20 protein-coding genes are annotated in these 21,086 nt (G+C 58.7%); 8 read left to right on the top strand and 12 right to left on the bottom strand.

Features of this window, described 5'->3' with window-relative positions; genetic code table 11:
• Window position 1 precedes the first annotated feature (1 nt).
• A complete protein-coding gene (locus NT26_RS02865; RefSeq protein ID WP_052637272.1) occupies window positions 2-511 on the bottom strand; it encodes a phosphatidylglycerophosphatase A family protein in 510 nt (169 codons plus the stop codon).
• 3 nt (window positions 512-514) lie between these two features.
• Window positions 515-1,291, bottom strand: a complete 777-nt coding sequence (locus NT26_RS02860) for a CDP-alcohol phosphatidyltransferase family protein (RefSeq protein WP_052637271.1) — start codon at window positions 1,289-1,291, stop codon at window positions 515-517.
• A gap of 208 nt (window positions 1,292-1,499) precedes the next feature.
• Between NT26_RS02860 and NT26_RS02855 the strand changes: the two genes are divergently transcribed.
• From NT26_RS02855 to NT26_RS02845, 3 genes are read left to right on the top strand one after another with little or no spacing between them, the layout of a single operon-like run.
• Window positions 1,500-2,291, top strand: coding sequence for a glycosyltransferase family 32 protein (locus NT26_RS02855; protein ID WP_052637270.1), 792 nt, complete (start codon window positions 1,500-1,502; stop codon window positions 2,289-2,291).
• A gap of 1 nt (window position 2,292) precedes the next feature.
• Window positions 2,293-3,159: a glycosyltransferase family A protein gene (locus NT26_RS02850; protein WP_052637269.1), complete on the top strand. Its 867-nt coding sequence runs from the start codon at window positions 2,293-2,295 to the stop codon at window positions 3,157-3,159.
• 55 nt (window positions 3,160-3,214) lie between these two features.
• Window positions 3,215-3,610: a hypothetical protein gene (locus tag NT26_RS02845; RefSeq protein WP_052637268.1), complete on the top strand. Its 396-nt coding sequence runs from the start codon at window positions 3,215-3,217 to the stop codon at window positions 3,608-3,610.
• Here NT26_RS02845 and NT26_RS02840 read toward each other — a convergent pair.
• Genes NT26_RS02840 through NT26_RS02830 form a run of 3 tightly spaced genes read right to left on the bottom strand, consistent with a single transcriptional unit; the run spans window position 3,607 to window position 5,914 of the window.
• Window positions 3,607-4,404, bottom strand: a complete 798-nt coding sequence (locus tag NT26_RS02840) for a MaoC family dehydratase (RefSeq protein WP_052637267.1) — start codon at window positions 4,402-4,404, stop codon at window positions 3,607-3,609. The two genes, NT26_RS02845 and NT26_RS02840, sit on opposite strands and share 4 nt — an antisense overlap.
• A 5-nt stretch (window positions 4,405-4,409) precedes the next feature.
• Window positions 4,410-5,633 carry a beta-ketoacyl-[acyl-carrier-protein] synthase family protein gene (locus tag NT26_RS02835; protein ID WP_052637266.1) on the bottom strand — a complete coding sequence of 408 codons (1,224 nt, stop codon included), beginning with the start codon at window positions 5,631-5,633 and terminating at the stop codon, window positions 4,410-4,412.
• Window positions 5,630-5,914: an acyl carrier protein gene (locus NT26_RS02830; protein WP_082077612.1), complete on the bottom strand. Its 285-nt coding sequence runs from the start codon at window positions 5,912-5,914 to the stop codon at window positions 5,630-5,632. The genes NT26_RS02835 and NT26_RS02830 overlap by 4 nt, the downstream gene beginning before the upstream one ends.
• Window positions 5,915-6,074: 160 nt before the next feature.
• Between NT26_RS02830 and NT26_RS02825 the strand changes: the two genes are divergently transcribed.
• Both NT26_RS02825 and NT26_RS02820 read left to right on the top strand, forming a co-directional pair.
• Window positions 6,075-6,884, top strand: coding sequence for a lysophospholipid acyltransferase family protein (locus NT26_RS02825; RefSeq protein WP_052637264.1), 810 nt, complete (start codon window positions 6,075-6,077; stop codon window positions 6,882-6,884).
• Window positions 6,884-10,036 carry a glycosyltransferase gene (locus NT26_RS02820; protein WP_052637263.1) on the top strand — a complete coding sequence of 1,051 codons (3,153 nt, stop codon included), beginning with the start codon at window positions 6,884-6,886 and terminating at the stop codon, window positions 10,034-10,036. The genes NT26_RS02825 and NT26_RS02820 overlap by 1 nt, the downstream gene beginning before the upstream one ends.
• Here the strand turns inward: NT26_RS02820 and NT26_RS02815 are convergent.
• From NT26_RS02815 to NT26_RS02785, 7 genes are all read right to left on the bottom strand, one after another.
• Window positions 10,011-11,162 carry an LptF/LptG family permease gene (locus NT26_RS02815; protein WP_162197773.1) on the bottom strand — a complete coding sequence of 384 codons (1,152 nt, stop codon included), beginning with the start codon at window positions 11,160-11,162 and terminating at the stop codon, window positions 10,011-10,013. The two genes, NT26_RS02820 and NT26_RS02815, sit on opposite strands and share 26 nt — an antisense overlap.
• An 86-nt stretch (window positions 11,163-11,248) precedes the next feature.
• On the bottom strand, window positions 11,249-12,367 hold the full coding sequence (locus NT26_RS02810; protein WP_052637261.1) for an LptF/LptG family permease: 1,119 nt from the start codon (window positions 12,365-12,367) through the stop codon (window positions 11,249-11,251).
• Between the two features lie 100 nt (window positions 12,368-12,467).
• Window positions 12,468-13,190, bottom strand: coding sequence for an LPS export ABC transporter ATP-binding protein (gene lptB / locus NT26_RS02805; protein WP_052637260.1), 723 nt, complete (start codon window positions 13,188-13,190; stop codon window positions 12,468-12,470).
• Window positions 13,191-13,210: 20 nt separating this feature from the next.
• On the bottom strand, window positions 13,211-14,161 hold the full coding sequence (locus NT26_RS02800) for an inositol-3-phosphate synthase (RefSeq protein ID WP_244467659.1): 951 nt from the start codon (window positions 14,159-14,161) through the stop codon (window positions 13,211-13,213).
• Window positions 14,162-14,371: 210 nt separating this feature from the next.
• Window positions 14,372-15,715: an ABC transporter ATP-binding protein gene (locus NT26_RS02795; protein WP_210166041.1), complete on the bottom strand. Its 1,344-nt coding sequence runs from the start codon at window positions 15,713-15,715 to the stop codon at window positions 14,372-14,374.
• Complete coding sequence (locus NT26_RS02790; protein WP_052637257.1) at window positions 15,705-17,015, bottom strand: ABC transporter ATP-binding protein; 1,311 nt, start codon at window positions 17,013-17,015, stop codon at window positions 15,705-15,707. Before NT26_RS02790 ends, NT26_RS02795 begins: the two co-directional genes overlap by 11 nt.
• The gene (locus NT26_RS02785) at window positions 17,005-17,826 is read right to left on the bottom strand and encodes an ABC transporter permease (protein WP_052637256.1); all 822 of its coding nucleotides are present in this window, start codon (window positions 17,824-17,826) and stop codon (window positions 17,005-17,007) included. Before NT26_RS02785 ends, NT26_RS02790 begins: the two co-directional genes overlap by 11 nt.
• A 126-nt stretch (window positions 17,827-17,952) precedes the next feature.
• On the opposite strand from NT26_RS02785, the gene NT26_RS02780 reads away from it, so the two are divergent.
• The 3 genes from NT26_RS02780 (at window position 17,953) to NT26_RS23095 (ending at window position 21,051) form a co-directional block, all read left to right on the top strand.
• On the top strand, window positions 17,953-19,263 hold the full coding sequence (locus tag NT26_RS02780) for a glycosyltransferase family 4 protein (protein WP_052637255.1): 1,311 nt from the start codon (window positions 17,953-17,955) through the stop codon (window positions 19,261-19,263).
• Window positions 19,264-19,324: 61 nt separating this feature from the next.
• On the top strand, window positions 19,325-20,248 hold the full coding sequence (locus NT26_RS02775) for a diacylglycerol/lipid kinase family protein (protein ID WP_052637254.1): 924 nt from the start codon (window positions 19,325-19,327) through the stop codon (window positions 20,246-20,248).
• Window positions 20,242-21,051 carry a DUF6544 family protein gene (locus NT26_RS23095; RefSeq protein WP_052637253.1) on the top strand — a complete coding sequence of 270 codons (810 nt, stop codon included), beginning with the start codon at window positions 20,242-20,244 and terminating at the stop codon, window positions 21,049-21,051. Before NT26_RS02775 ends, NT26_RS23095 begins: the two co-directional genes overlap by 7 nt.
• The last annotated feature ends 35 nt before the right edge of the window (window positions 21,052-21,086 follow it).

Raw genomic sequence — 21,086 nt, 5'->3', positions numbered from 1 at the left:
ATCAAGCAAGAAGCGGTGCAACGAGAAAGCGAACCGCGAGGATCGTGTACAGCGCGGCGAGAAGATCATCGAGAATGACAAAAAATCCGCCTTTCCATTTCCGGTCGACGAAATCGATGGGCCACGGCTTGTAGGCGTCGAAGAAACGGAAAAGCAAGAACGAGACAGCTCCGATCGCCATTCCAGGGGCGACGAATTCGAGGGTTAGGCTCATGCCGAGCGTCTCGTCTATGACCATCGCATTATGGTCGGGGGAACTCAGATCCTCGCCGGTTTTCTGACAGGCCCAGGCGCTGGCGACGATGAGCACCACATAGACAAACACCCGGGCGGCAAGCGGGATCGGTTGTAACGCGACGAATAGGCCTATTCCGGCAAGGGTGCCCCATGTCCCCGGCCACACACGGAAAAGGCCGAAGCCAAACACCATGGCCAGCATCTGATGTGGCGCCGAGACCATCGCGGAAAAGGAAGGCTTTACCGGTGCGTATGGCGCTGCTACCTCCGCCATCGCTCAGCCCTCACGCTCGAGGCTGCCGAGGGTTTCGGCTTGTCGGATGAGCAGATAGGCCCGAATGATGCGCTGCAGGGCGGTGAAATGTGTCATGAAGGCCAGCGCCCAAAGCATGCCTGGCAAAAGCCATGGTAGATTTGCATCGCCGATAAGTGCGAGACAAAGGAAAAACAATCGAGCTGGCTTGGCCAAAAGATCCGGCCAACCCTTGTTATCGACCGGAATCTCGATGGCGGCGCGGGCTTTGTTATAGCTGGTAAGCATTGATCCCGTAATGACCAGGAAAGCCACCAGCCATTGATCGAGGACCCAGCCGATAACCAGGTAGGTTGCAATCTCCTGGTAGCGATCGACGACCGCATCCAGATAACCACCGAAGCGTGTCGACGTCCCCTGGGCACGTGCAACCACGCCATCCAGGGTGTCAAAGAGATAGGCGACGATGAGGCTGGTGCCAAACAGGAAGGTGTTCTTGTGATAGGCAAACAGCGCACAGTTCATGAAGACCAGCACGAGACCGACGAGGGTGATCTGGTTCGGCGTAATGCTTTGCGATGCGACCCAGCCGGCGAAGCGGCTGATAGCGGTTTTGGCAGTACGCTGGATCGTGGATGGACCAGGGCTCTCGCCTCTACTCTTCTTGGGTTCCGGCTTCGGCCCAACCAGAACGTAGACGGCGTTCGCCGCATAGATAGCAGTCATGAAGCCAATGAAAATGATCAGGAAGCGCGTGGTGGCAGCGTCTGCCATGATCAAACGTTGGAAGGCATCGAACATTATCGAGCGTTCTCGGCAGCGCCAAGACCCGACGCCCGCATTGGAGTTGATGTTATACGGGAAAAGGCGTCCCCCTTAACCTTATCCTGTTTCTAGACTTGTACAGGCTGGATTGGCAAGGCTGTTCAAACTCCGATGCTTTGCCTTGCGGCAAATTCGTGCAAGATGACGGCAATTGCCAATCTCTAGCCCTTGCAGGACGTTAATCTTGATACCCCAGCGCGTTAGCCAGACATGGCGCTCGAAGAGCCTGCCTTCGGAGGCGCGAAGGCTGCAGCAGAGCTGGACAGGAAACAACCCCGATTTCGTCCACAGCCTATTTGACGACGACGAGTGCACCGAGGTGGTGGCCGAGGTCGCACCGCAGTTTCTGGACGACTACCTCAGCTTTCCATATCCCGTCATGCGCGCAGATTTCTTCCGTTATGCCGTGATCTACCGCGACGGCGGCATTTATGCCGATATAGATATGGAATGCGTTCGACCGATGCAGCCATTATTGTCGATCGCTCCGGCTATTTTCTCGATCGAGGCGCATGTTTCATCGAGACGGCAAAGAGAACTCTCCTATCCAAAGCCCCTTCAGATCGCCAATTGTATCTTCGCGGCCGAGAGCGGCCACTCGTTTCTCTGGGAGGCAATCGAAAGATCGATCGAGTTAGTGCGCATGCGACCGAGGATCGACCGATCCGAGATCGAGGACCTGACGGGACCGCACATGCTGACCAGGCTTTTCTTTGAGAAGCCCCGCACCGACATCGCAGCTCTTGCACAGATCGTGTTGATGCCGCCGCGGCATTACCCGGATATCTGGCCACTGAATGCCAATATTCACGCGCGCCATCACTTCTTCGGCAGCTGGAAATCGTCCCCGGCGCGCCGATCCATCGCTCGTCGATGGATCGAGCGCGATCGCTGGCCAAATCCGTTTCCCGCTTCTTATCTCGATTCCACGCTGACCAAGGCAGGGTTCGGCGGATGCTTCCGCCAGGTCTCGTAACATGGATGCTCACACCAGCAACCGGTTTACCATCGAAGCCCAGCGAGCCATATCTCGGTTCAGAAATATCGGCCCCGCCACGCTGGCGACGACAATCTGGCGGGCCGCAAGGCTTCACCTGCGGCAGCCGCGCCGGAAACCACCCACGCCCCGAAACGAGCGCGTCGTGGTGACGCTGACGACCGTCCCCGCTCGCGCAAAGACGCTCGCGGCCGTGCTGCGCGGTCTTCTCGATCAGTCAGAGCCGGCGGACCGGATCGTACTTGCACTTCCACGGGCAACTCGACGCGGTGAACCATATCCCAAGCTGGAAACGATGAATTTGCCAGCAGGCATCGATGTGGTTCGCTGCGACGATGAAGGGCCCGCCACGAAACTGCTCCCGACACTCAAGCTGGAGGCCGGCTCTGTCCTGATTGTGGTCGACGATGACGTCATCTATCCCCACCGGTTCATCGAAACGCTGCTTGCAGCCCATCGCCTTGCTCCCGGAGCTGCCTTGGGGTTCCGCGGCGTTCAGCTTGCACAAGGCGTGCGCTTTCCTGACCTTCTCCATATATTCGCGACGGGCGTAGATACGCCCACGCCGGTGGACGTGCTTTTCGGAACTTGGGGCTATCTGCTGCCGCCGGGTGCGCCGGGAGAAGACGTCCACGATTTTTCCGACGCACCTGCCGAGGCGCGCTGGGTTGACGATGTCTGGATATCGGGTCATCTCGCACGGGCCGGTATACCGCGTCTGGTGGTCGTCGCCGATGAACTACCCCTTGAGACACCAAGTTCGCTACGCGCCTCGCTGACCAGCGGGATAAACAAGTCGGGCCAGAACGACGAAATCACCTTGAATGCGTTTGCTGGTCACTGGTAAGAGCTAGTGCAGTGAGGCGCTCAGCGATAAAAGTGATAGCTACATGATATCTCTAATGTTTGAGTCTTTCGGTGAGCAGGCGCCTGCCAATCTCTCCAGACGTCGTCACCCGACGCTCTGGCTTATCGCTTTCTGCTTCGTCCTGGCCTCAGTCCTGATCCTTGCCGTGATCAATTTTTTCGGGCTTTTCTTCGGCGTCACGGTCAGATTACTCGGGCGCGACGGCGTAAAGTTCAACTTTATCCAGCTTTTTGGACGGATACCTTTGATCGGCATCACGGTGCCGTTGCTGTTTGGCTATGCCATCTTTCACAACGTCAAGATCAACGGAGCAATGACAGCAATTTTGCCGAGCATTCTGACGACAACCGTCGCCGTCGCACTGTTGGGGGCCATCATCTACCTTAACAACAAGAGCGGGGCGCAGATCGCAAGGCGCTCCAAGGCCTAGTCATCCCTCAAGCTAACATCACTGATGCAGACGAGAGGTCCTTCATGCAGTGCAATGGCAATGCGGAGCCTACGCGTGGCCTGCGGAATGGCTTGCACGTCCAAAACCGTGATGCTGATGCGTTCGCCGACGAAACACGGCGCCAGAAAACGGGTCCTGAGCTCCAGCAAATGTCCCAAGCCAAGATGCGCAACTACCGGCTCAGCCAACCCGGCCAGCAGCATTCCAGGCACGACACGTTCCGGTATTTCAAGGGAACGGACGAACTGTATGTCGGTGTGTAGGGGGTTAAAGTCGCCTGCGGCCTGCGCATAGGCCAAGACGAGATCGGATGTCACCCGTTGCGACACAATAACTGGTGCGACGGCGTTTACGGTCGGGCGTATCTTGGCCGTGGCAGTCTCGCCGATCAATGCCGCCGCAGGCACCACCCGAAGCCTCGTAGCCGAAGAGAATGCCGGTCCGCCTCCAACCGTTTCGGCGTTCAAGGAGATGCTCACCATGGCGTCATCGGCCTTGAGTTCCCCTGCGGCCGTCAGGTCGTCGGCGGCCACGAGGACGCGCTCGCATCTGATCGACTGCGACTCATGAATGGCGATCTGGCCGTTGGTCACGTCGACATGGTGCCGGATCTGCGCGGAAGCCGTCTCGGCGACAATACGCAAGGGATAGATGAAGGGTATTGTTGCCGAAACCCCTGAGACGTCCAATCCGATTGTCTGGGCCAAGACAATGGACATGCTGCGCGCCGCATCTTCGTCGATTCGCGCGCGACGAGGCGCTATGGGGATCATTGCGCTCAAACCGGGGCGGCGAAACGTTTTACCAGTAGCGAGGCATTTATGCCGCCAAAGGCAAAGGAATTTGAAAGGCAGGCATCGGCCGCGCCATCAAATGCCCGGGCTATATTGGCCACAGGGTCTATGCCAAGCTTCGGGTCAATGCTCGTAAAGTTGATTGTCGGAGGCGCAAGCCGCTCGCGCAACGCCTTCACCGTGACGATAAACTCTATGGCGCCGGCAGCACCCAGCGCATGGCCATGGATAGGCTTGGTGGAAGACACGAGGACGTCGCCGAGCCGGTTTCCAAACAGGTTCCGCAATGCTTCGCTTTCGGAAACCTCGTTGGCCACCGTGCCGGTGCCGTGGGCGTTCACATAGGCGATGTCGGACGTGTCGAGGGCCGCATCCCTTATCGCCGCCACCATGCTGTCGTGCGCGCCTCGCGGGTCGGGCCTCAACAGGTCGCTGGCATCGCTGGTCGAACCGTAGCCGGCGACTTCGGCCAGTATTTCGGCACCGCGGTCCGTGGCGGAACGAAGCGATTCCAGCACGACGATCCCAGCCCCCTCGCCCAGCACCATGCCGTCCCGGTCTGCGGAGAAGGGACGACACTTGCCCGCCGTCATCACCCTCAGTAGTTCCCACGCTCGAAATACGCTCGGCACGATCAAGGCCTCGCTGCCGCCGGCTATGCAGCGGCTGAGCATGCCCTGGCGTATCATCTGCGCCGCAATGCCGATCGACTGGGTGGCCGATGCACAGGCAGTCGATATGCACATCGTCGCGCCGCGAGTCCCGAAATGCATGCTAATCCAGGACGCCGGTGAATTCGTCATGATCTTCGGAATGCTCATCGGATCCAGCCGCCCCCCCGGATCGCGGATGAAATCCGTCATGTTTCTGGTGGTCGTTTCCGCGCCGCCAAAGCCCGAACCCACGACGACGCCGCAATCGGCGCCAAAATCATCGGCAGCAAGAGCGGACTGCGTCACCGCCTCCTGCGCCGCCGCCAAGGCGATGGCAGTGACGCGATCCTGCATGCGAGGCTTGGCACCCTTCCACACGTCCTCGACGACCTCGTCGGACAGAGTTGCAGCCTGCCTGACAAGTTGGCGCTCCGACGGGAGGAAATTCACAGGCGAGACGCCCGATATTCCATTCTTTGCCGCCTCCCAGAGTCGGTCGACGCCGAGCCCGCATGCGGACACCGCGCCCATGCCCGTCACGACGACACGGTTCACGCGCCAGCTCCGGACCCTTCGGCGATTTTCGCCGCAACGGCACGAACGAGATCACCGACCGTTTCGGCCTCGGTGAACCCGCTGTCGATGGAGATGTAGACGCCGAATCGCTCTTCCACTGCCATTAGGATCATGACGTAGTCGGCGGATTGGATATCTAGTTCGTCAAGGCGCGCCGTGGCCGAGAGCTTGTCGCGATCGATCATCGCCTCTGCTGCAACGATGTCGATTACCTCCTGCATCAGGTCCGACGTGGTACCAATATCCGATTCAGTCATCATCTTTCCTGCAAACTCTATTATTTAGCCATTACTATTCCCGTTGCATTCACGCAATATGCCGCCCGTCCCGTTGCACCGTCCGATGCACTTGAAAACGAAGTCATTGACAGATTGAAATCGGTTCGAAACACAGATGCCTTCCCTTTCGGAATAATGGACCGTGCCCGATCGTCTCCTGCTGCTTTTCAGAAACATCATCTTTTACATGGCAGCGATGCTGCTGTCGGTTGCGTTCCTGTTGGCAACGCCCTTGATCGTCTTGCCTCTGCGGGTGGGCTGGCCGGTCGTGAAGGCCTATCTTCACAGCATCCTGTTCCTCCTGAAGCATATTTGCGGCCTGACCTTCGAAGTCATGGGGGCGCCAAACATGCCCGCGGGGCCGGTCCTGATTGCGGCAGCGCATCAGTCGACCTGGGAGAACCTGTTTTTCCAAGTGATTTTCGACAATCCAGCCATCCTCATAAAGGAGGAAATCCTTCGCTATCCGCTTGTTGGTGCCATCGTTAAGAAAAACGCCCATATCCCCGCCCATCGCTCCGGCGATGTTCAGGCGGTGAAACTGTCTTTTGAGGAGGCCAGGCGTCAGGCGAGGGCCGGCAGAAGCATCCTGATCTTCCCGTCCGGAACGAGAAGCGGCACGGCCGATATGCCCCCTTTGCGCCGAGGTGTCTGCGCACTCTATGGCCGGCTCGAGCTCCCTTGCGTGCCCGTGGCCCACAACTCCGGGCTCTATTGGCAGAACAAGTCCTGGCTGCGGCATCCCGGGAGGATCATCGTCGAAATCCTCGAGCCGATCCCCGCCGGACTGGAGAAGGAGGTATTTCTGCGACAGCTTACTGAGCAGCTGGTGGATGGTACGGATCGCCTTCTCCATCCCGCAGACAAGCCGGTTCTGATGCCGCTCCTGTCGCCGCGCGCGAGACGCATTCACGCAGAGATGCTACCCATGGAAAAAGCCGGCAGAGAATAATGCGCATTGTGATCGATGGACAGGCGCTGCAGTCGGCGAAGATTGATGAAGCCGCTCGCAAGGCGTTAGAAGAGCTGATAGGAGGGCTTGCTTCGGCTTGGGCGCAGCACGAAGTTCTCCTGGCTCTAAGTGGCTTGATGCCGGACCGGATCCCCGAGATCAGGGCGAAGTTCGACCCCTTGTTTTCACGCGCCGGCATTCGCCTCTGGTACTCTGTCAAACACGTTCGCTCCGGATGGGCGCCGCACGCGTGGCAGCTTTCCGTCGCCCAGTTGATCCGCGAGGGCTTCCTGGCAGGCCTCGACGCTGATCTCGTTTTCGTGCCTCTCCCGCTCGATGGAAGTGCCGACGACATCGTCTTCAGCGCCGATCGTCTCGCAGACATTCCAACTGCGGTCTATTTGCACAGCCGTTGCACTTCCCTCCCGGCAAGCCAGACCGCCAGGAGATCGCTTTCGGGAGCCTCCGTGGTTTTCGCCTCGCAAGATGCGGATGTGAACGCGCTCGCCTGCTCAGCCCGCATTGAGCGCCGCAGGATTGTATCGCTCCCGACAGACGATGCCGCCCTGCCGTGGATCGTCAAGGAATTGGCGGTTCTCAAACGTGACGCAGCTGAGCCCGGGGAACAAGCGAAACCGACCCTCGCACTCGTAACGCCACTGCCGCCCGAGCAAAGCGGCATCAGCTTCTACTGCGCGGAGCTGGTACCAGCGCTTTCGGCACACTATGACATCGATGTGGTCGTCGACCAGGCGCAGGTCGTCGATCCATGGATCAACCAACACTGTTCGATCCGCAATCTGAAATACTTCGCGGACAATGCCGCGCGCTACGACCGGATTCTCTATCACTTCGGTAACTCTCGGTTTCACCAGCACATGTTCGCGTTGCTCGACGAACATCCGGGCGTCGTGGTCCTGCATGATTTCTTTCTGTCTGGCGTCGTCTCACATATGGACTCCTCCGAGTATGCCCGGGGCCTGTGGACGCGCGAACTCTATTCATCGCACGGCTATGCAGCAGCGAAAGAACGGCACTTCGAGAAAAACCCCACGGATGTCATCTGGCGCTACCCTTGCAGCGGCAGCGTGTTGGAGCGCGCAAGCGGCGTGATCGTTCATGCGCAATCCTCCAGGGCCCTGGCCGGCGCCTGGTTTGGACCGGATGCGGAACGCAAGATCGAGGTTATCCCGCATCTACGGGCTCCGGCGGCCATCCCGGAGCGGGCAGCGGCAAGACGGGAGCTTGATCTCGCCGCGTCGGCATTCGTCGCCTGCAGCTTTGGCGGCATTGGGCCGACAAAGCTCAATCACCGGCTTCTCGATGCATGGCTGGCATCGAGCCTGTCGACCGACGAAAACAACACCTTGATCTTCGTCGGCGCCAATGAGGGCGGATATTACGGCCGCCGCATCCTGGAGACGATCGAAGCCGGGAACTGCAGGGTACCTGTGCGGATGACCGGCTGGGTCGACGAAGAGACGTTTCGCAAGTACCTGGCTGCATCCGATCTGGCGATCCAGCTGCGGGCGCTGTCGCGCGGAGAGACCTCGGGGACGGTCCTCGATTGCATGAATTCCGGCGTGCCGCTGATCGTCAATGCACATGGGAGCATGCGCGAGCTGCCGGATGATGCCGTTTACATGCTGCCGGATGCCTTTGACGATCGGGAACTCATCGAGGCACTGGAGAAGATGCGGGCGGACAAAGCATTCAGAGTGAGGATTGCGGCAAGTGCCTCCAGACACGTCCGCATGAACCACGCGCCAGCCTCGATTTCAGCGATGTACCGCGATGCGATCGAGGCTTTCACAAGCCGACCGCGTAATCGCTTGCCGAGGCTTGCGTCAAGCCTCGCGGCCATCGTCCCGCCAGCGGAAAAAGACGCCGGCGAAGCGATCGCGGCCTGCGCGGCGCTCTCTGTTCAGCCGGCCCTTGCTAAGCGGCAGCTGTTCATCGACATAACTGCCGTCGCCAGGAGAGATATCAAGACAGGAATTGAGCGTGCTGTACGTGCGCTCTTGAACGCCCTGCTCACGCGGCCGCCGGAAGGCTTTCGAGTAGAGCCGGTCTACGCGAGCGGCAAGGGTTTTCGCTACGCCAGAAGCTTTACCAGCAATCTTTTGGGGATTCCGGCAAGGAAGCTTCAGGACGAGCCGATCGAAGTTCGAAGTGGCGACGTCTATTTCATGCCGGATCTCGAGCACCAGGCGGTGATCCGCAATCGCTTGACCTACCGCGCCTTGCGTGACCATGGCGTCAGCGTGAATTTCATGGTCCACGACCTCCTCCCCCTAAAGTTTCCGCAATTCTTTCCCGCACATGCCGCGGTCACCCATCACGCCTGGCTTGAGGTCGTGGCGGAGGCTGACCGTGCCATTTGCGTTTCCAGCACCGTCGCACTCGAGCTTGCAGCATGGCATGCGCAGAATGGCGGCCGCGGGACTGGCGAGCTTGTGATCTGCCACTCCCATCACGGCGCGGACCTGGTTGCCTCCAGCCCCAGCAAAGGCCTGCCGCGCAATGCCTATCGCGTTCTCCAGCGGCTGCGCCGGGCCCCTTCCTTTCTGATGGTGGGTACGGTGGAGCCGCGCAAAGGTCATTCGGACATACTGGCGGCCTTCGAACGCATTTGGGCCGGTGGCGGCAAGGAGCAGTTGGTCGTCGTCGGAAAGGCGGGCTGGATGCTGGAAGCGTTGATCAGAAGACTGCGGAAACATCCAGAGAGAGATCGGCGTTTGACATGGATCGAGGACGCGTCCGATGAGTATCTCGATCAGATCTACGCCTCTTCCACATGCCTTATCGCCGCCAGCCACGGCGAAGGTTTCGGCCTGCCCTTGATCGAGGCGGCGTCAAAGGGATTGCCCATCATTGCCAGAGACATACCCGTCTTCCGGGAAGTCGCAGGCGATCATGCCTTCTACTTTGATGCCGATTCCGATGCCACAAGGCTCAGCGAGACGATCAGGGCCTGGTTGCAGCTGAAACAGCGAAACCGGATCCCGGATTCCAGGCTGATGAAATGGCTGACTTGGGAAGAAAGTGCAGAGCAGTTGAAGCGACACCTCCTCTGCTCATCCCCTCCTATCCTGCTCCATTCGTCCGACCCACCTGTACCCAGTCTTACGGCAAAGCGGGTTGAGGCTTGATCTTGTTCAAGATTTTCCTGGGGAAGGCACGATCCGGTTTTGCCAGCTGCCAGAAGGCGGCGGCACAACAGATCAGCAGGATGGTCGGAAGGGCCCAGGCGGCTATGTGGGATGGCAAAATGGCATGTTCGGCAATCACAGTCATGAGTCGCATCGCTGCGAATCCGAGGTAGCCAAGGGCAAGTGACGCCATTGCCGCAATGGCGAGCGAAAACCGGGCACTGACGACATAGCAGACTGCGGCAGCCAACAAGCCAAGCATTCCGGGGACGAAAGCCTGAGCCTTTCTTAGTTGCTGCCAGGCTGCATAATTATGTTGATCGGACGGGATATCCGCAGACTTAGCAAGCGCACCGAGGACAGCGGCAGGTAGATATTTTGGCTCGAGCTGACGGTAACTCAGCCAAAGAGGATCGACCGGCAACTCGATCTCCTGCCGTTCGAAGCGTCTAGCAAAAGCCGCGAGGGAGCCCCCTGTATCCTCGCCGAACTCCCACATGCGCCCGTCGAGCAGGACCCAAGAAGACGCACTCCCGCCCGCTGCGGGCTGCGCTACAGCTGCCGCAGTGATAGCATGGAGGGCGGTCTTGCTAAAGTGATAGAGTTCGACCTCCCTGAGGATATCGGGATCAGCTGAATCGATCTTGGCGCGAAGGATGTCACTTCCAAGCGCCAGCCACACAGAACCGTTCGGCATGCTTCTATCGACGTAGTCGTGATAGGAACCGAGTTTTTCCTCAATCAGCTTCATCACCGCCGACGGTCTGAGATAGTTGTCGAGGCTGAACTGGATCACGGTTGCGGCGAGTGCAACGATCAGCAGTGGCGTTGCGGCGCGGACGAAAGACTTTCCGGTCGTCATGATCATCAGCCGCCGCCCCGTGCTGCTATGCACCGCCTCCGTCCATAGCATTCCTAGAACACAGGCGATCGGGAACACCTGAGCGGTGATGTCGAGTGCACGATAGAGCGAAAAACGGAAACTAGCGGCGACGGCCGGGATCACACCCCTTCCTACGGCATTGGACCAAACCGATCCGACCCAAGGCGATATGTCGACAGCCAGAGCAATGCACACCAAGACGATGAGAACAATCTGGATATGCCAGACATGGCGCCCGACCATATAGCGGGAATAGGACCCTATGATGGGAAGTCGTTTCAGGGAACGGCCTTTCGCAACGGCCCTCTCGGTTGCTTCCGCGCCCTCCATCAGGTCTTCGCCATCTGGGGTGTGACGAGACGATCATGGTTTCGGTGAACCAGACCGATAGTCAGGAACACGGCAATCGCAGCCCCGATCGCTCCGGCCGCCAACAAGAACGGAACCCTGGCGAGGGGACCGTAGACGGAAGCGATAGTATTGTTGAAGATCGCTACGACCATAATGCTGGCGCAGGCGATGGGAAAGGTGAAGACCTTGGTTGCCGCGCTTGTGAAGGCGACACAGACGACTGCCACCGCACCTGCCACCAGGCAAGTCAGAGCCGCCAAGAGCCGCGAGAAGGCAGCTTGCGAATACTCACCGCTTTCGATCCACCCCCGGCGAGCAAGTTCGCTAAGGCTCAACTCCGAAGCATATCCCTCGTCGATCTTCCTAAAAACAGATTCCATGCTGAATTGGTATCGGGACGGCCCAGCGTCGACCTTGACCATGCGCGGCTCAGCTAAAGGTGCTGAGGCGTTGGTCTGGAGCATGTAGATATGCGCCTTGCAAAGCTCGGCGTTGACGGAGCCTTCCTTCACCTGGATGGAGGCGCAGTTGGAGAAGATCACGCGGTCAAGTCTGTCACCGGAGAAGCCAAACAGGCGGATCTCCCGCAATGGCGTGTTGTCGAGCGACCGTGCATAGAGAACCTTGCCCTCCTGCGAATAAAAGGCGCCACCGGGAATGCCTTTTGACAGGACCTGGTTTTCTGCGGACTGTTGAGTGGAGCGGAAGCTGTAATTGGCCGCAGGCTTGATGAAGCCCGCAAAAAGCAGAGAAAGAAGAACGGCGCCCGTCGTAGCGAGAAGCACTGTGAGGCCGATAAGGGCGGGGCCCACCCCGGTGCTTGCAAAGATAAGCATTTCACGTTTTTCGCGGGCATTCAGCAGCCAGAAGTAGATTGCACCGAGACAAGCGAGCGGCAAGGCGAGATCGACCATGGTCGGCAAAGTGAACAGCATCAAGGAAAAGAAGGTATCGAGACTGATGTCGTAGTCCACGGCTATCGCGACCAGCGCGGCGAACTTCTCGATCAGGTAGATCAAGCATAAAAGAGCTGTCACCAGAATATAGTATCCGGTGATTTCCAGCGTCGATCTTAGAAGATAACCGATGGGGATCACACGCCGGCGTCCAGTTCACTTGACACGTGAATTTTGTAAGGGCCGTTCACAGACAGCCTGCCGTGGCATAGTCACTGCAATCGCCCTGCTGCATTGGCTACTATAGCGGAAAGTCGGTGCCGAGAAAGGATCTTCGCACGCTTTCGTTTTCGATTATTTTCTGCGCCGTGCCTTCGGCGATGACGTTGCCCCGGTTCACGACGTAGGACCGATCTACCACGAACAGTGCGCTGCGGACCTTGTGTTCCGTCAGCAGGATGCCGATGCCTTGCGACACGAACGTCGTCAGCATATGCAGGATCTCATCGGAAGCGATAGGATCGAGACCGGTCAGGGGTTCGTCAAGCAAGAGAAAGCGGGGGCGAACCGCAAGCGCGAACGCGATTTCGCAACGCCTGCGCTCGCCTCCGGACAACGCCGCCACCCGCGTATATCTGAGCGGTCCGAGATCAAACATTCTGCAAAGCGAATCAACTGAAGTTTCGCGGCGGCCGCGATCCGCCTCGTTCGCCTCCACAGCAATGGCAATGTTCTGCTCAACTGTCAGACTGCTGAAAAGCTGCGGATTTTGCGGCACATAGCCCAGTCCCAGACGGGCGCGGGCATCGATCGGGACGTCGGTCAGATCCCGCCCATCCAGCAGGACGCGGCCGGCAGTAGGCCTGCTCGCGCCGATGATCATTTTGAAGATTGTGCTTTTGCCGGAACCGGAGGGACCAAACAGGCCGACGAACTCGCCCCCATGGATCGTCATGCTGATATCATTCACCACGGACTGGTGCGAGTAGCGCATATGAAGCCGTTCGGCGGTAAGGGCGGTCATGCTGCTTCAGTCCGTGAAAATCAACTGCCCTTGCCTTGAGAAGCAAACGCCGTCAGCTTCTCGGCTGCAGTTTGATCGTCCATCTGCACAGGCGGATGCTTGAAAAGAAACGCACATACGTCCGGGATTGCCCCCGCCACCCCACGGTCGAGCGCAATCCTGGCGCACCGGATGGCGATGAGGGCCATGGCCGCAGCATTCGGGGAATCCTCGACCGACAGCCTCAGTTCCACATTGGTTGCGACACCGCCGAACAGACGGCCTTCGAGCCGGATGTAGGCGACCTTCTGATCCATCAGCCATGGCACGTAATCGGACGGCCCGATGCGCACATTGTTGTCGTCGAGCCGCGCCTTGACTGCGCTCTGCACAGCCTCCGTCTTTGAGATGCGCTTACTGGTAAGCCTATCCATATCCATCATGTTCATGAAGTCGGTATTGCCGCCAACATTGAGTTGATAGCTGCGATCGAGTTCGGCGCCTCGAATCTTGAAAAGATTTGCCAATGCACGATGTACGATCGTCGCGCCGATCTGCGCCTTGAAATCGTCGCCGAGAACCGGCAGCCCAGCCGCCTCAAAACGACGCGCCCAGCTCTGCCTGCTCGCCAGAAATACGGGGATGCCGTTGACAAAGGCAGCGCCTGCCTCGATCGCGCATTGCGCGTAGAATTCACTCGCAAGTTCCGAGCCGACCGGCAGGAAGCTGATAACCACTTGCGCCTGTGCCTGCTTCAACACCGCTGCGATGTCGGCGACCGTGATCGGCCGCTCCACGATCGGCTGAAAACTCGCCTCAGCCTCGCTATTGCGCATCATGGCGGACACGCCGTCGAGCGCCGGCCCCGCAGCGACCGTAACATCATTATCGGGGACCTCGCGAAAAAAGCGCTGGGTGTTGTTGGGTGCAGCAAATATGGCTTCTGCCAGCGGCAGGCCCACCTTGCGCCTGTCGATGTCGAAGGCGGCCACCACTTCGACATCTGCCGGAGAATAGCCGCAGAGATCGGGAAATGGTACGCCCGCAGCATCAGCTCCGTGGGTCCGGCAGTATGCTATTCCCTGAACCAGGGAACTGGCGCAGTTGCCAACCCCCACAATGGCTAACCTGATCATCGAAGCCCTCTGATGAATGCTTGGCACGCTTCGCCGACTGGGAAGCGATCGAGTGTACTTGAGCCGTTAACGCGTTTGCGCAGGGTGCGCAACATGGGCCAGATCATGCGAACGGTCGCTCCGCAGCGCTGCCGTCACCCGCATAGGAACGCCTACCAATCCGAGGCTCACCGGCGACTCGTGAACGGTCAGCACGAGCGCCTCCTCAATCCAGCAAAGCTGGATATGGCTCTTCTGCGTGCCGTCGATGAGCGACGGCGCGATTGTATAGGTTCCAAGCGGAAGGCAAGGCAGACGAAACTCAAGTGCCGCATGAAACGACGCCCCTGCGGCCATTTCTCGGGGTTCATGCTGGTATTGAAGGAAGGTGTTGTCGCCAAACAGGTTCTGGCCCAATGCATTGCGGAAGATAAAGCCCGCGATGGGCCGCGAAATCTGACGCTCCGCCCTTCCCTTCATGTGCAAGGCGACAATCTGCCCGCCCTGCAACCGCTCGAGCCTCGCTCCCTCCCGGTCGGACATATAGACGTCCTCAATGATTACGCCGCCGTGACCGTGCCAGGGAGCCTCGGTCAGAAAACCGGAGACGGTAACCGGGTTCGTCCCCTGCCCGCAAAAGTCGAAGCGGGCGGGGTCCACCGCAGGGGCCGCACTGCCTACGGCTTTCTCGACTGCACCAAAGTTGACGTCGTGCGCCTGTCGATATTGGCGCAGAACATCCTTGGGCGCTCCCTGTGCCATGGGGCGGCCATGTTCGAGCCAGATCGCACGGTTGCACAATGATAAAACAGCGTGTTCGTCGTGGGAGACAAACACGATCGCTCCATGTTGAAGGAAAGAGTCGAGAAAGCGGCGGCACTTCAGCTGGAAGGCGGCATCCCCGACCCCTAAAATCTCGTCGATGATCAAAACGTCCGCATCGACATGCGCGCATACGGCGAAGGCCAAACGTGCGTACATTCCGCTGGAGTATTCACTGACGGGCCGGTCCATGAATTCCCCTATATCGGCGAAGGCCGCGACCTGGCGAAATCGGGCCTTTATCTGGCGATCGCTCAAACCATAGAGCGATGCGCTCAGGAACACGTTCTCCCGCCCCGTAAATTCCGGATTGAATCCCGCCCCGAGTTCGAGCATTGCCGCGACACGTCCGGAGGACGCGACCGATCCGCAGCTGGGCGTCAGTGTGCCGCACATGATCTGCAACAACGTCGACTTTCCTGCACCATTGCGGCCGATGACGCCCAGCGCTTCGCCGCTATTGATCGAAAAGCTGACATCCTGGAGCACCCACCGTCCTTGCTTCTCAGCTCCGACGCCCAAGAGGCCCGCCAAGATCTTCATGGCGCTCGCGCCCTCGCGATATCTCTTTCCGACACCGCTGACCTCGATCAGTGTCTTACCCGTCACCACAGGCGCTCTCCGGCTCAACGATAAGCAGCGTTCGCTCCATCCTGAGATTGGCGATCCCGCTGGAGACGTGGTTGGACAGCACCTCGATCACGGCTGCGATCTCGATGTGGTCATGACAGGCGATGCACTCGTCCGCGCTGGAAAGAAAGAAAACCTCTATCGGATAGCTGCCCGTGGGGAGATAAGGGAGCATGAAATCGAATTTGCAATCGATGTGGTCGCCAGGTTGCATGCCATTTATCGGGTCCACGCCGGCCGCACGGCTATCGCCCGCGAAAACGATCTGGCCCATCGGATCGCGCAGGACGAAGATCAGATGCGGCAGGTCGATCGGGGCGCATGAGCGGCACGCAACCCTGAGGCTGAGATGTTCCCCTCCTTCTACCGAGCGCAGCTGCGACCCATCCGCAAGCTGAAGGGCAACCTTATCGATCACGCCTTGCTGATCGACCGGTGGCACATCATTGGGGTCGAAAGGCGGTGCCGGAAGCGTTGAGAGATCAGGGCCGAACGCTTCCGAAAGCTTGATCGTTTCATCCGATCCGATGAAACTGCGGTCTTCCCCCGTTCGCTGAGAGATATCGCGGCGATAGCGATAGAGAACCTCTTTCGTCGCGCCCGAGGCCACGATGCGGCCTGCATCTATCCAGATCGCCCGATTGCACAATGCAGCGACAGCGTGTTCATCGTGAGAAACGAACAGCACGATGCCTTTTCGGCGAAAACCCCGCAGCAATTTCATCGACTGCTGCTGGAACTTGACGTCACCCACGCCGAGCGCCTCGTCCACGACGAAAATATCGGCATCGACATGGGCGCAGACGGAAAACGCGAGCCTTGCATACATACCGCTCGAATATTCGCGGACCGGCCGCTCGATGAAAGAGCCGATGCCCGCGAATGTCTCGATTGCCGAGAACCGTTCCGCAACCTCCGCGCCGGACAAACCATAAAGCGATGCTGCTAGGAAGACATTCTCGCGTCCGGTGAAATCGGGGTTGAAACCGGCGCCCAACTGCAGGAGCGCTGCAATTCGTCCTCTCGTTTCGATCGTCCCTTCGCTTGGCGTGAGAATGCCGCAGATCAGTTCAAGAAGGGTCGACTTACCCGCCCCGTTGCGGCCGACGATGCCAAGGCAGTCTCCAGGTCTCAGGTCAAGGTTTACCTCGGCCAGTGCCCGATATTCGCGACCGAAGCTTGTGCCGAAGGCGAGGTTGGAAAAATAGTGCCATGAACGGTCATAGAGCCTGAATCGCTTACCGAGGCCAGAGGCTCTGATGTAGGGCTCAGATGACATCGGCAAATCCCGGCCGCAGCTTTTGAAAGAAGGAAAAGCCGGCGAGGAAGACCACTGCCGCTGCACCACAGTATATGATGTAGGAGTGAATTGAGAATGCTTGCCCGAAAAAGAGAAGGTTTCTCAGACTCTCAAGCACATAGGTCAACGGGTTCAGGAAGTATGGGGTCTGGAACATTTCCGGCACCTGCTGCACCGAATAGAAGACCGGGCTGAGAAACATGATGATGGGCCCAAGCGCCTGCAGGACATGCGACAAATCTCGAACGAAGGCGCCGATGGCAGCGAGGATCCAGGCTATGCCCAGGGTCAGCAACACGAAGGGCACCAGCAGGAACGGAAGCAGGAGCATCCCCGAAGGGATCCTGCCTGTCACGAAGACCAAGAAACCAAGCAAAAGCAGCAGGTTGACGCAGAGCTTGAAAAAGGCCGTTCCGACGAGAACCCAGCCCAGTATATCGAGCGGAAATATGATCTTCGTCACATAGATCCGGTTGTCGCGAATATAGTTGGGCGCGCGACCGATGATTTCCATGAAGAAGCCGAACACGGTTAAACCGGTGAAGAAAATCAACGGCACCTCGAAGGGTGAGCCGGTAGCGGCGATCCAAGTCGAATTGAGAACCACGCCAAAAACGAAAGTGTAAATGGCAACAAGCACAAGTGGAATAACGACGATCCAGGCGAGGCCCAGCGCGCTGCCGCGGAAAGAAGACTGGATGTCTCGCAGCAAGACGCGACGATAAAGCTCGCGATTGTGCCAAATTGACCTGAATGGCTCAAAGAATTTGCGGGCGCGCATCGACATCATTCACGTTTCTTTATGCTGAATCATTCTTCCCGCCGTATGCGGAAAACGCCATAACAAACATCTAGCTTTGGGACATCCCATCGGCTACAGCCATGATGGGTTTACCAACAGTTGAATACCTCCCGCATGGATGTTTCCTCATCAAGTGACGGCTTTCGGATCTGGATCGAAGTCGATGACTTTATCCGGTATTTCGACTGGTCGGTCACGCCGACCGGCATCGGCCGCGTCCAGGCACAGATCTTGCCATGGCTCGTCGACGCCTATCCCGGCCGCGTCCTCTTGTGCCGGGTCGGCGCCGGAGGCGAACAGGTGGAAGTGCTCAGTTACGAGGAGGTGGCGCGACTCACCGACGGTAACGAGTTTCTTCACCGCCAGAAGACGAGGCGCTGGCCTGTTAGTCTCCTGAAGGTGAAACGTTATCTCGGCACGCGGTTAACGGCCGCCGTGAAGGCGCGACTCGGCAATACTAACGGAAGGCAGCGCTTTGCATCGATGATCCGGGAGGGAGACGTCCTGCTCAACCTCGGTGCTTCCTGGAGCCATCGGGACTTCGGCAAAGCGATTGCTTTCCTCAAGGCGAGATATGGAGTCCGCTTCGGCCTGCTGGTGCACGATGTTCTTCCGGTCAGTCATCCTCATCTTGTGGCTCCTGGGCATATTCCCAATTTCACCAAATGGTTGCACGACATGACAGGAGTATGGGACCTGGTGCTGACACCGTCCCAAAGCTCGGCTGAAGCCCTGGCCAACTATCTTGGCGAACAGAATTTGCCAGTGCCGGACACACGTGTCATCCCATTCGGTGCAGGCTTTCCGACGAACCTCCCGCGGCCTGACCTTCCGCTCGAGCACCGCTCGCATGTCCTCTACGTATCGACGATCGAGATTCGCAAGAACCACATGCTGCTCTTCCGGGTATGGGAGAAATTGGTCGACAGGCACGGCGCCGGCGCCGTGCCTCAACTTGTCTTTGCCGGTAAGTTTGGCTGGGAGATCGCCGATCTCCGGCGGGCGCTGAACACCAGCAAATCGTTGGACGGAAAAATCAGGGTTATCGAAAACCTCTCCGACGAGGAATTGGCGAGCTATTACAGAAACTCACTTTTCACCGTTTTTCCCAGCTTCTGCGAAGGCTGGGGACTGCCTGTGTCCGAAAGCCTTTATTACGGTCGCTATTGCATCGCCTCGAGCGCCACGTCCCTGCCAGAGGTCGGTGGGCGCTTCATCGACTATCACGAACCGGGGGATACCGAAGGCGCTTATGAACTAATCGAGGCCGCTATTTTCAACCCCGATCTTGTGGCTGATAAAGAACAGATCATCCGGCAAGAATATCCCTGTCCGACTTGGCAGCAGACCGCCTTGTCGATCGTTGCTACCCTTGACGGGTATTTTCCAGACCCGCAGCGAAAACAACAGGCGTTCGCCCGGTGACCGACGAACGACTGGGTGCCCTGATTGACATCGCAGGCTCACACGATAGCGGTCGCATGCGATGAGCGTATTTGTCGTCATCAACCCGAAGGCGGGCGGCGGCCGCGTCAAGAAAAGATGGCCAAGGCTTGCCAAGCGTCTGGCAGAGCACATCGGTCCGTTTGCTTCCGCGGAGACGGCAGCACCTGGTCATGCGTCGATCCTCACCCGCGAGGCGATTCGGACGGGTGCGGACCTGGTCATTTCCGTCGGGGGCGACGGAACCCTGAACGAAGTGGTCAACGGCTTTTGCGATGCGGACGGGAAGATGTCTACACACGTATCGCTCGCCGTGGTCTCGCTCGGGACTGGTTCGGATTTCGTTCGCAGCCTTTCCACTGGCATGGACAGCATAGATCGGATCGTCTCGGGGGCTACCCGCAGGATTGATCTGGGTCGCGTCATCTATTTCGATGACGACGGCAATCAAAAGTCGCGGCTCTTCGCCAACATCGGGAGCTTTGGCGTGTCGGGCCAGATCGATCGCATCGTCAATACGACGCATTCTCGTTTCCTGCCCCGCAAGGCGCGGTTTCTCGCAGCGACCATTGGCGCATTAGCTGCATTCCGCTCTCAAAGGATAGGCATGATGGTGGATGATGATCCGGCGGTCACAGCTCCGATTGTGCTCGTTGCCGTTGCCAATGGCCGCTATTTCGGCGGCGGGATGCAGATCGCTCCCGATGCAGAATTCGATGACGGGCTTTTTGACATCGTCACCCTGCAGCATACATCGAAACTGGCTCTGCTTCGCAATCTGCTCCTCGTCTATTCCGGAGGACATCGTGATCATCCGGCCATTTCGATCCGGCGCGGGCGACGCATCAGGGTCGAGCCCCTGGACGGGCAGAGCGAGCCGGTGCTACTGGATCTGGACGGCGAGGCGCCCGGCCGCCTGCCGGCCACCTATGAAATCCTGCCGCAGGCATTGGCTCTGCGATGCTGATGCTCCTGTCTCTACTTATCTTCCCCTTGCTCGCCTTGGCCATCTTGGCATGGCAGCGGCTGAAGCAACTGCACGAAGACGATTCCACCTGGGCGGCTCTGGCCAGCAAGACTCCCTGGCATGACGAGAGCTTCGATGAGACGATGGTGGCCGGCCTGCCGGTTGCCGCACGTCGGTTCTTCCTCTTTGCGATACGGCCGGGTACGCCGCTCCGAACCGTGGTGGAAGTGAAGAGCACCGCTAAGATATCGATAGGCCATCGACCTCCTGCTGAAGTCACGACCTATCAGATCCTTGCGGCCCCTCACGGCTCGCTTTCGCGCTATTATTCCAAGAACAGCCTCGCATTGTTTTCGGGAAACTCACTCGTGTACGAAGGACGTGCGTGTCTGCGGTTTTGGTGCTGGAAGATGTTTCCCTTTGGCAGCAGCGGCGCTTCTGTGACCGTACTGTTCGAGCGCATGGGGATAGACGCTGCCCTTTGGGCGCCAGCAGGGCTGCTGCCGCGCAATGGGGTGATCTGGCAGGAGATAAGCGATACGGCTGCCCGCGCCACCATGACATCAGGCGAATTAACTCAGTCGATCGAGATCATGGTACAGCCGACGGGCCAGCTGGAATGGGTACGCGGTCCCGGTCCAGACGCCACGATCGCTGTACCTTCGGGTTTCCGGCTATTCGACGGCTATCAGCTACCGACGAACGTGAAGTTTCAGAATGTGCCGGAGGCAATCGTGCCGCTGAGTTCAAGAACGGACGCCATCCGTTTTGTAGGCCCCTGGATCGGAGCAAGCCATGCGTGACACCCAGGTCGTGGCGTCTGCAATGTCTCGACACG

Origin of the sequence: Pseudorhizobium banfieldiae (assembly GCF_000967425.1) — a bacterium.
GTDB classification, from domain to species: Bacteria; Pseudomonadota; Alphaproteobacteria; order Rhizobiales; family Rhizobiaceae; genus Neorhizobium; species Neorhizobium banfieldiae.
The sequence above is the reverse complement of the archived record's forward strand: the minus strand, read 5'-3'. Positions and strand labels throughout refer to the sequence as shown.

What these genes read in the sequence shown, in the direction of transcription:
- NT26_RS02780 (WP_052637255.1), top strand. Translation starts at nt 17,953, where the DNA reads ATGGATGTTTCCTCATCAAGTGACGGCTTTCGGATCTGGATCGAAGTC.
- NT26_RS02840 (WP_052637267.1), bottom strand. Translation starts at nt 4,404, where the DNA reads ATGATCCCCATAGCGCCTCGTCGCGCGCGAATCGACGAAGATGCGGCG.
- NT26_RS02850 (WP_052637269.1), top strand. Translation starts at nt 2,293, where the DNA reads ATGGATGCTCACACCAGCAACCGGTTTACCATCGAAGCCCAGCGAGCC.
- NT26_RS02785 (WP_052637256.1), bottom strand. Translation starts at nt 17,826, where the DNA reads ATGATGTCGATGCGCGCCCGCAAATTCTTTGAGCCATTCAGGTCAATT.
- NT26_RS23095 (WP_052637253.1), top strand. Translation starts at nt 20,242, where the DNA reads ATGCTGATGCTCCTGTCTCTACTTATCTTCCCCTTGCTCGCCTTGGCC.
- NT26_RS02790 (WP_052637257.1), bottom strand. Translation starts at nt 17,015, where the DNA reads ATGTCATCTGAGCCCTACATCAGAGCCTCTGGCCTCGGTAAGCGATTC.
- NT26_RS02845 (WP_052637268.1), top strand. Translation starts at nt 3,215, where the DNA reads ATGTTTGAGTCTTTCGGTGAGCAGGCGCCTGCCAATCTCTCCAGACGT.
- lptB (WP_052637260.1), bottom strand. Translation starts at nt 13,190, where the DNA reads ATGACCGCCCTTACCGCCGAACGGCTTCATATGCGCTACTCGCACCAG.
- NT26_RS02830 (WP_082077612.1), bottom strand. Translation starts at nt 5,914, where the DNA reads ATGATGACTGAATCGGATATTGGTACCACGTCGGACCTGATGCAGGAG.
- NT26_RS02815 (WP_162197773.1), bottom strand. Translation starts at nt 11,162, where the DNA reads ATGGTCGGGCGCCATGTCTGGCATATCCAGATTGTTCTCATCGTCTTG.
- NT26_RS02775 (WP_052637254.1), top strand. Translation starts at nt 19,325, where the DNA reads ATGAGCGTATTTGTCGTCATCAACCCGAAGGCGGGCGGCGGCCGCGTC.
- NT26_RS02860 (WP_052637271.1), bottom strand. Translation starts at nt 1,291, where the DNA reads ATGTTCGATGCCTTCCAACGTTTGATCATGGCAGACGCTGCCACCACG.
- NT26_RS02820 (WP_052637263.1), top strand. Translation starts at nt 6,884, where the DNA reads ATGCGCATTGTGATCGATGGACAGGCGCTGCAGTCGGCGAAGATTGAT.
- NT26_RS02865 (WP_052637272.1), bottom strand. Translation starts at nt 511, where the DNA reads ATGGCGGAGGTAGCAGCGCCATACGCACCGGTAAAGCCTTCCTTTTCC.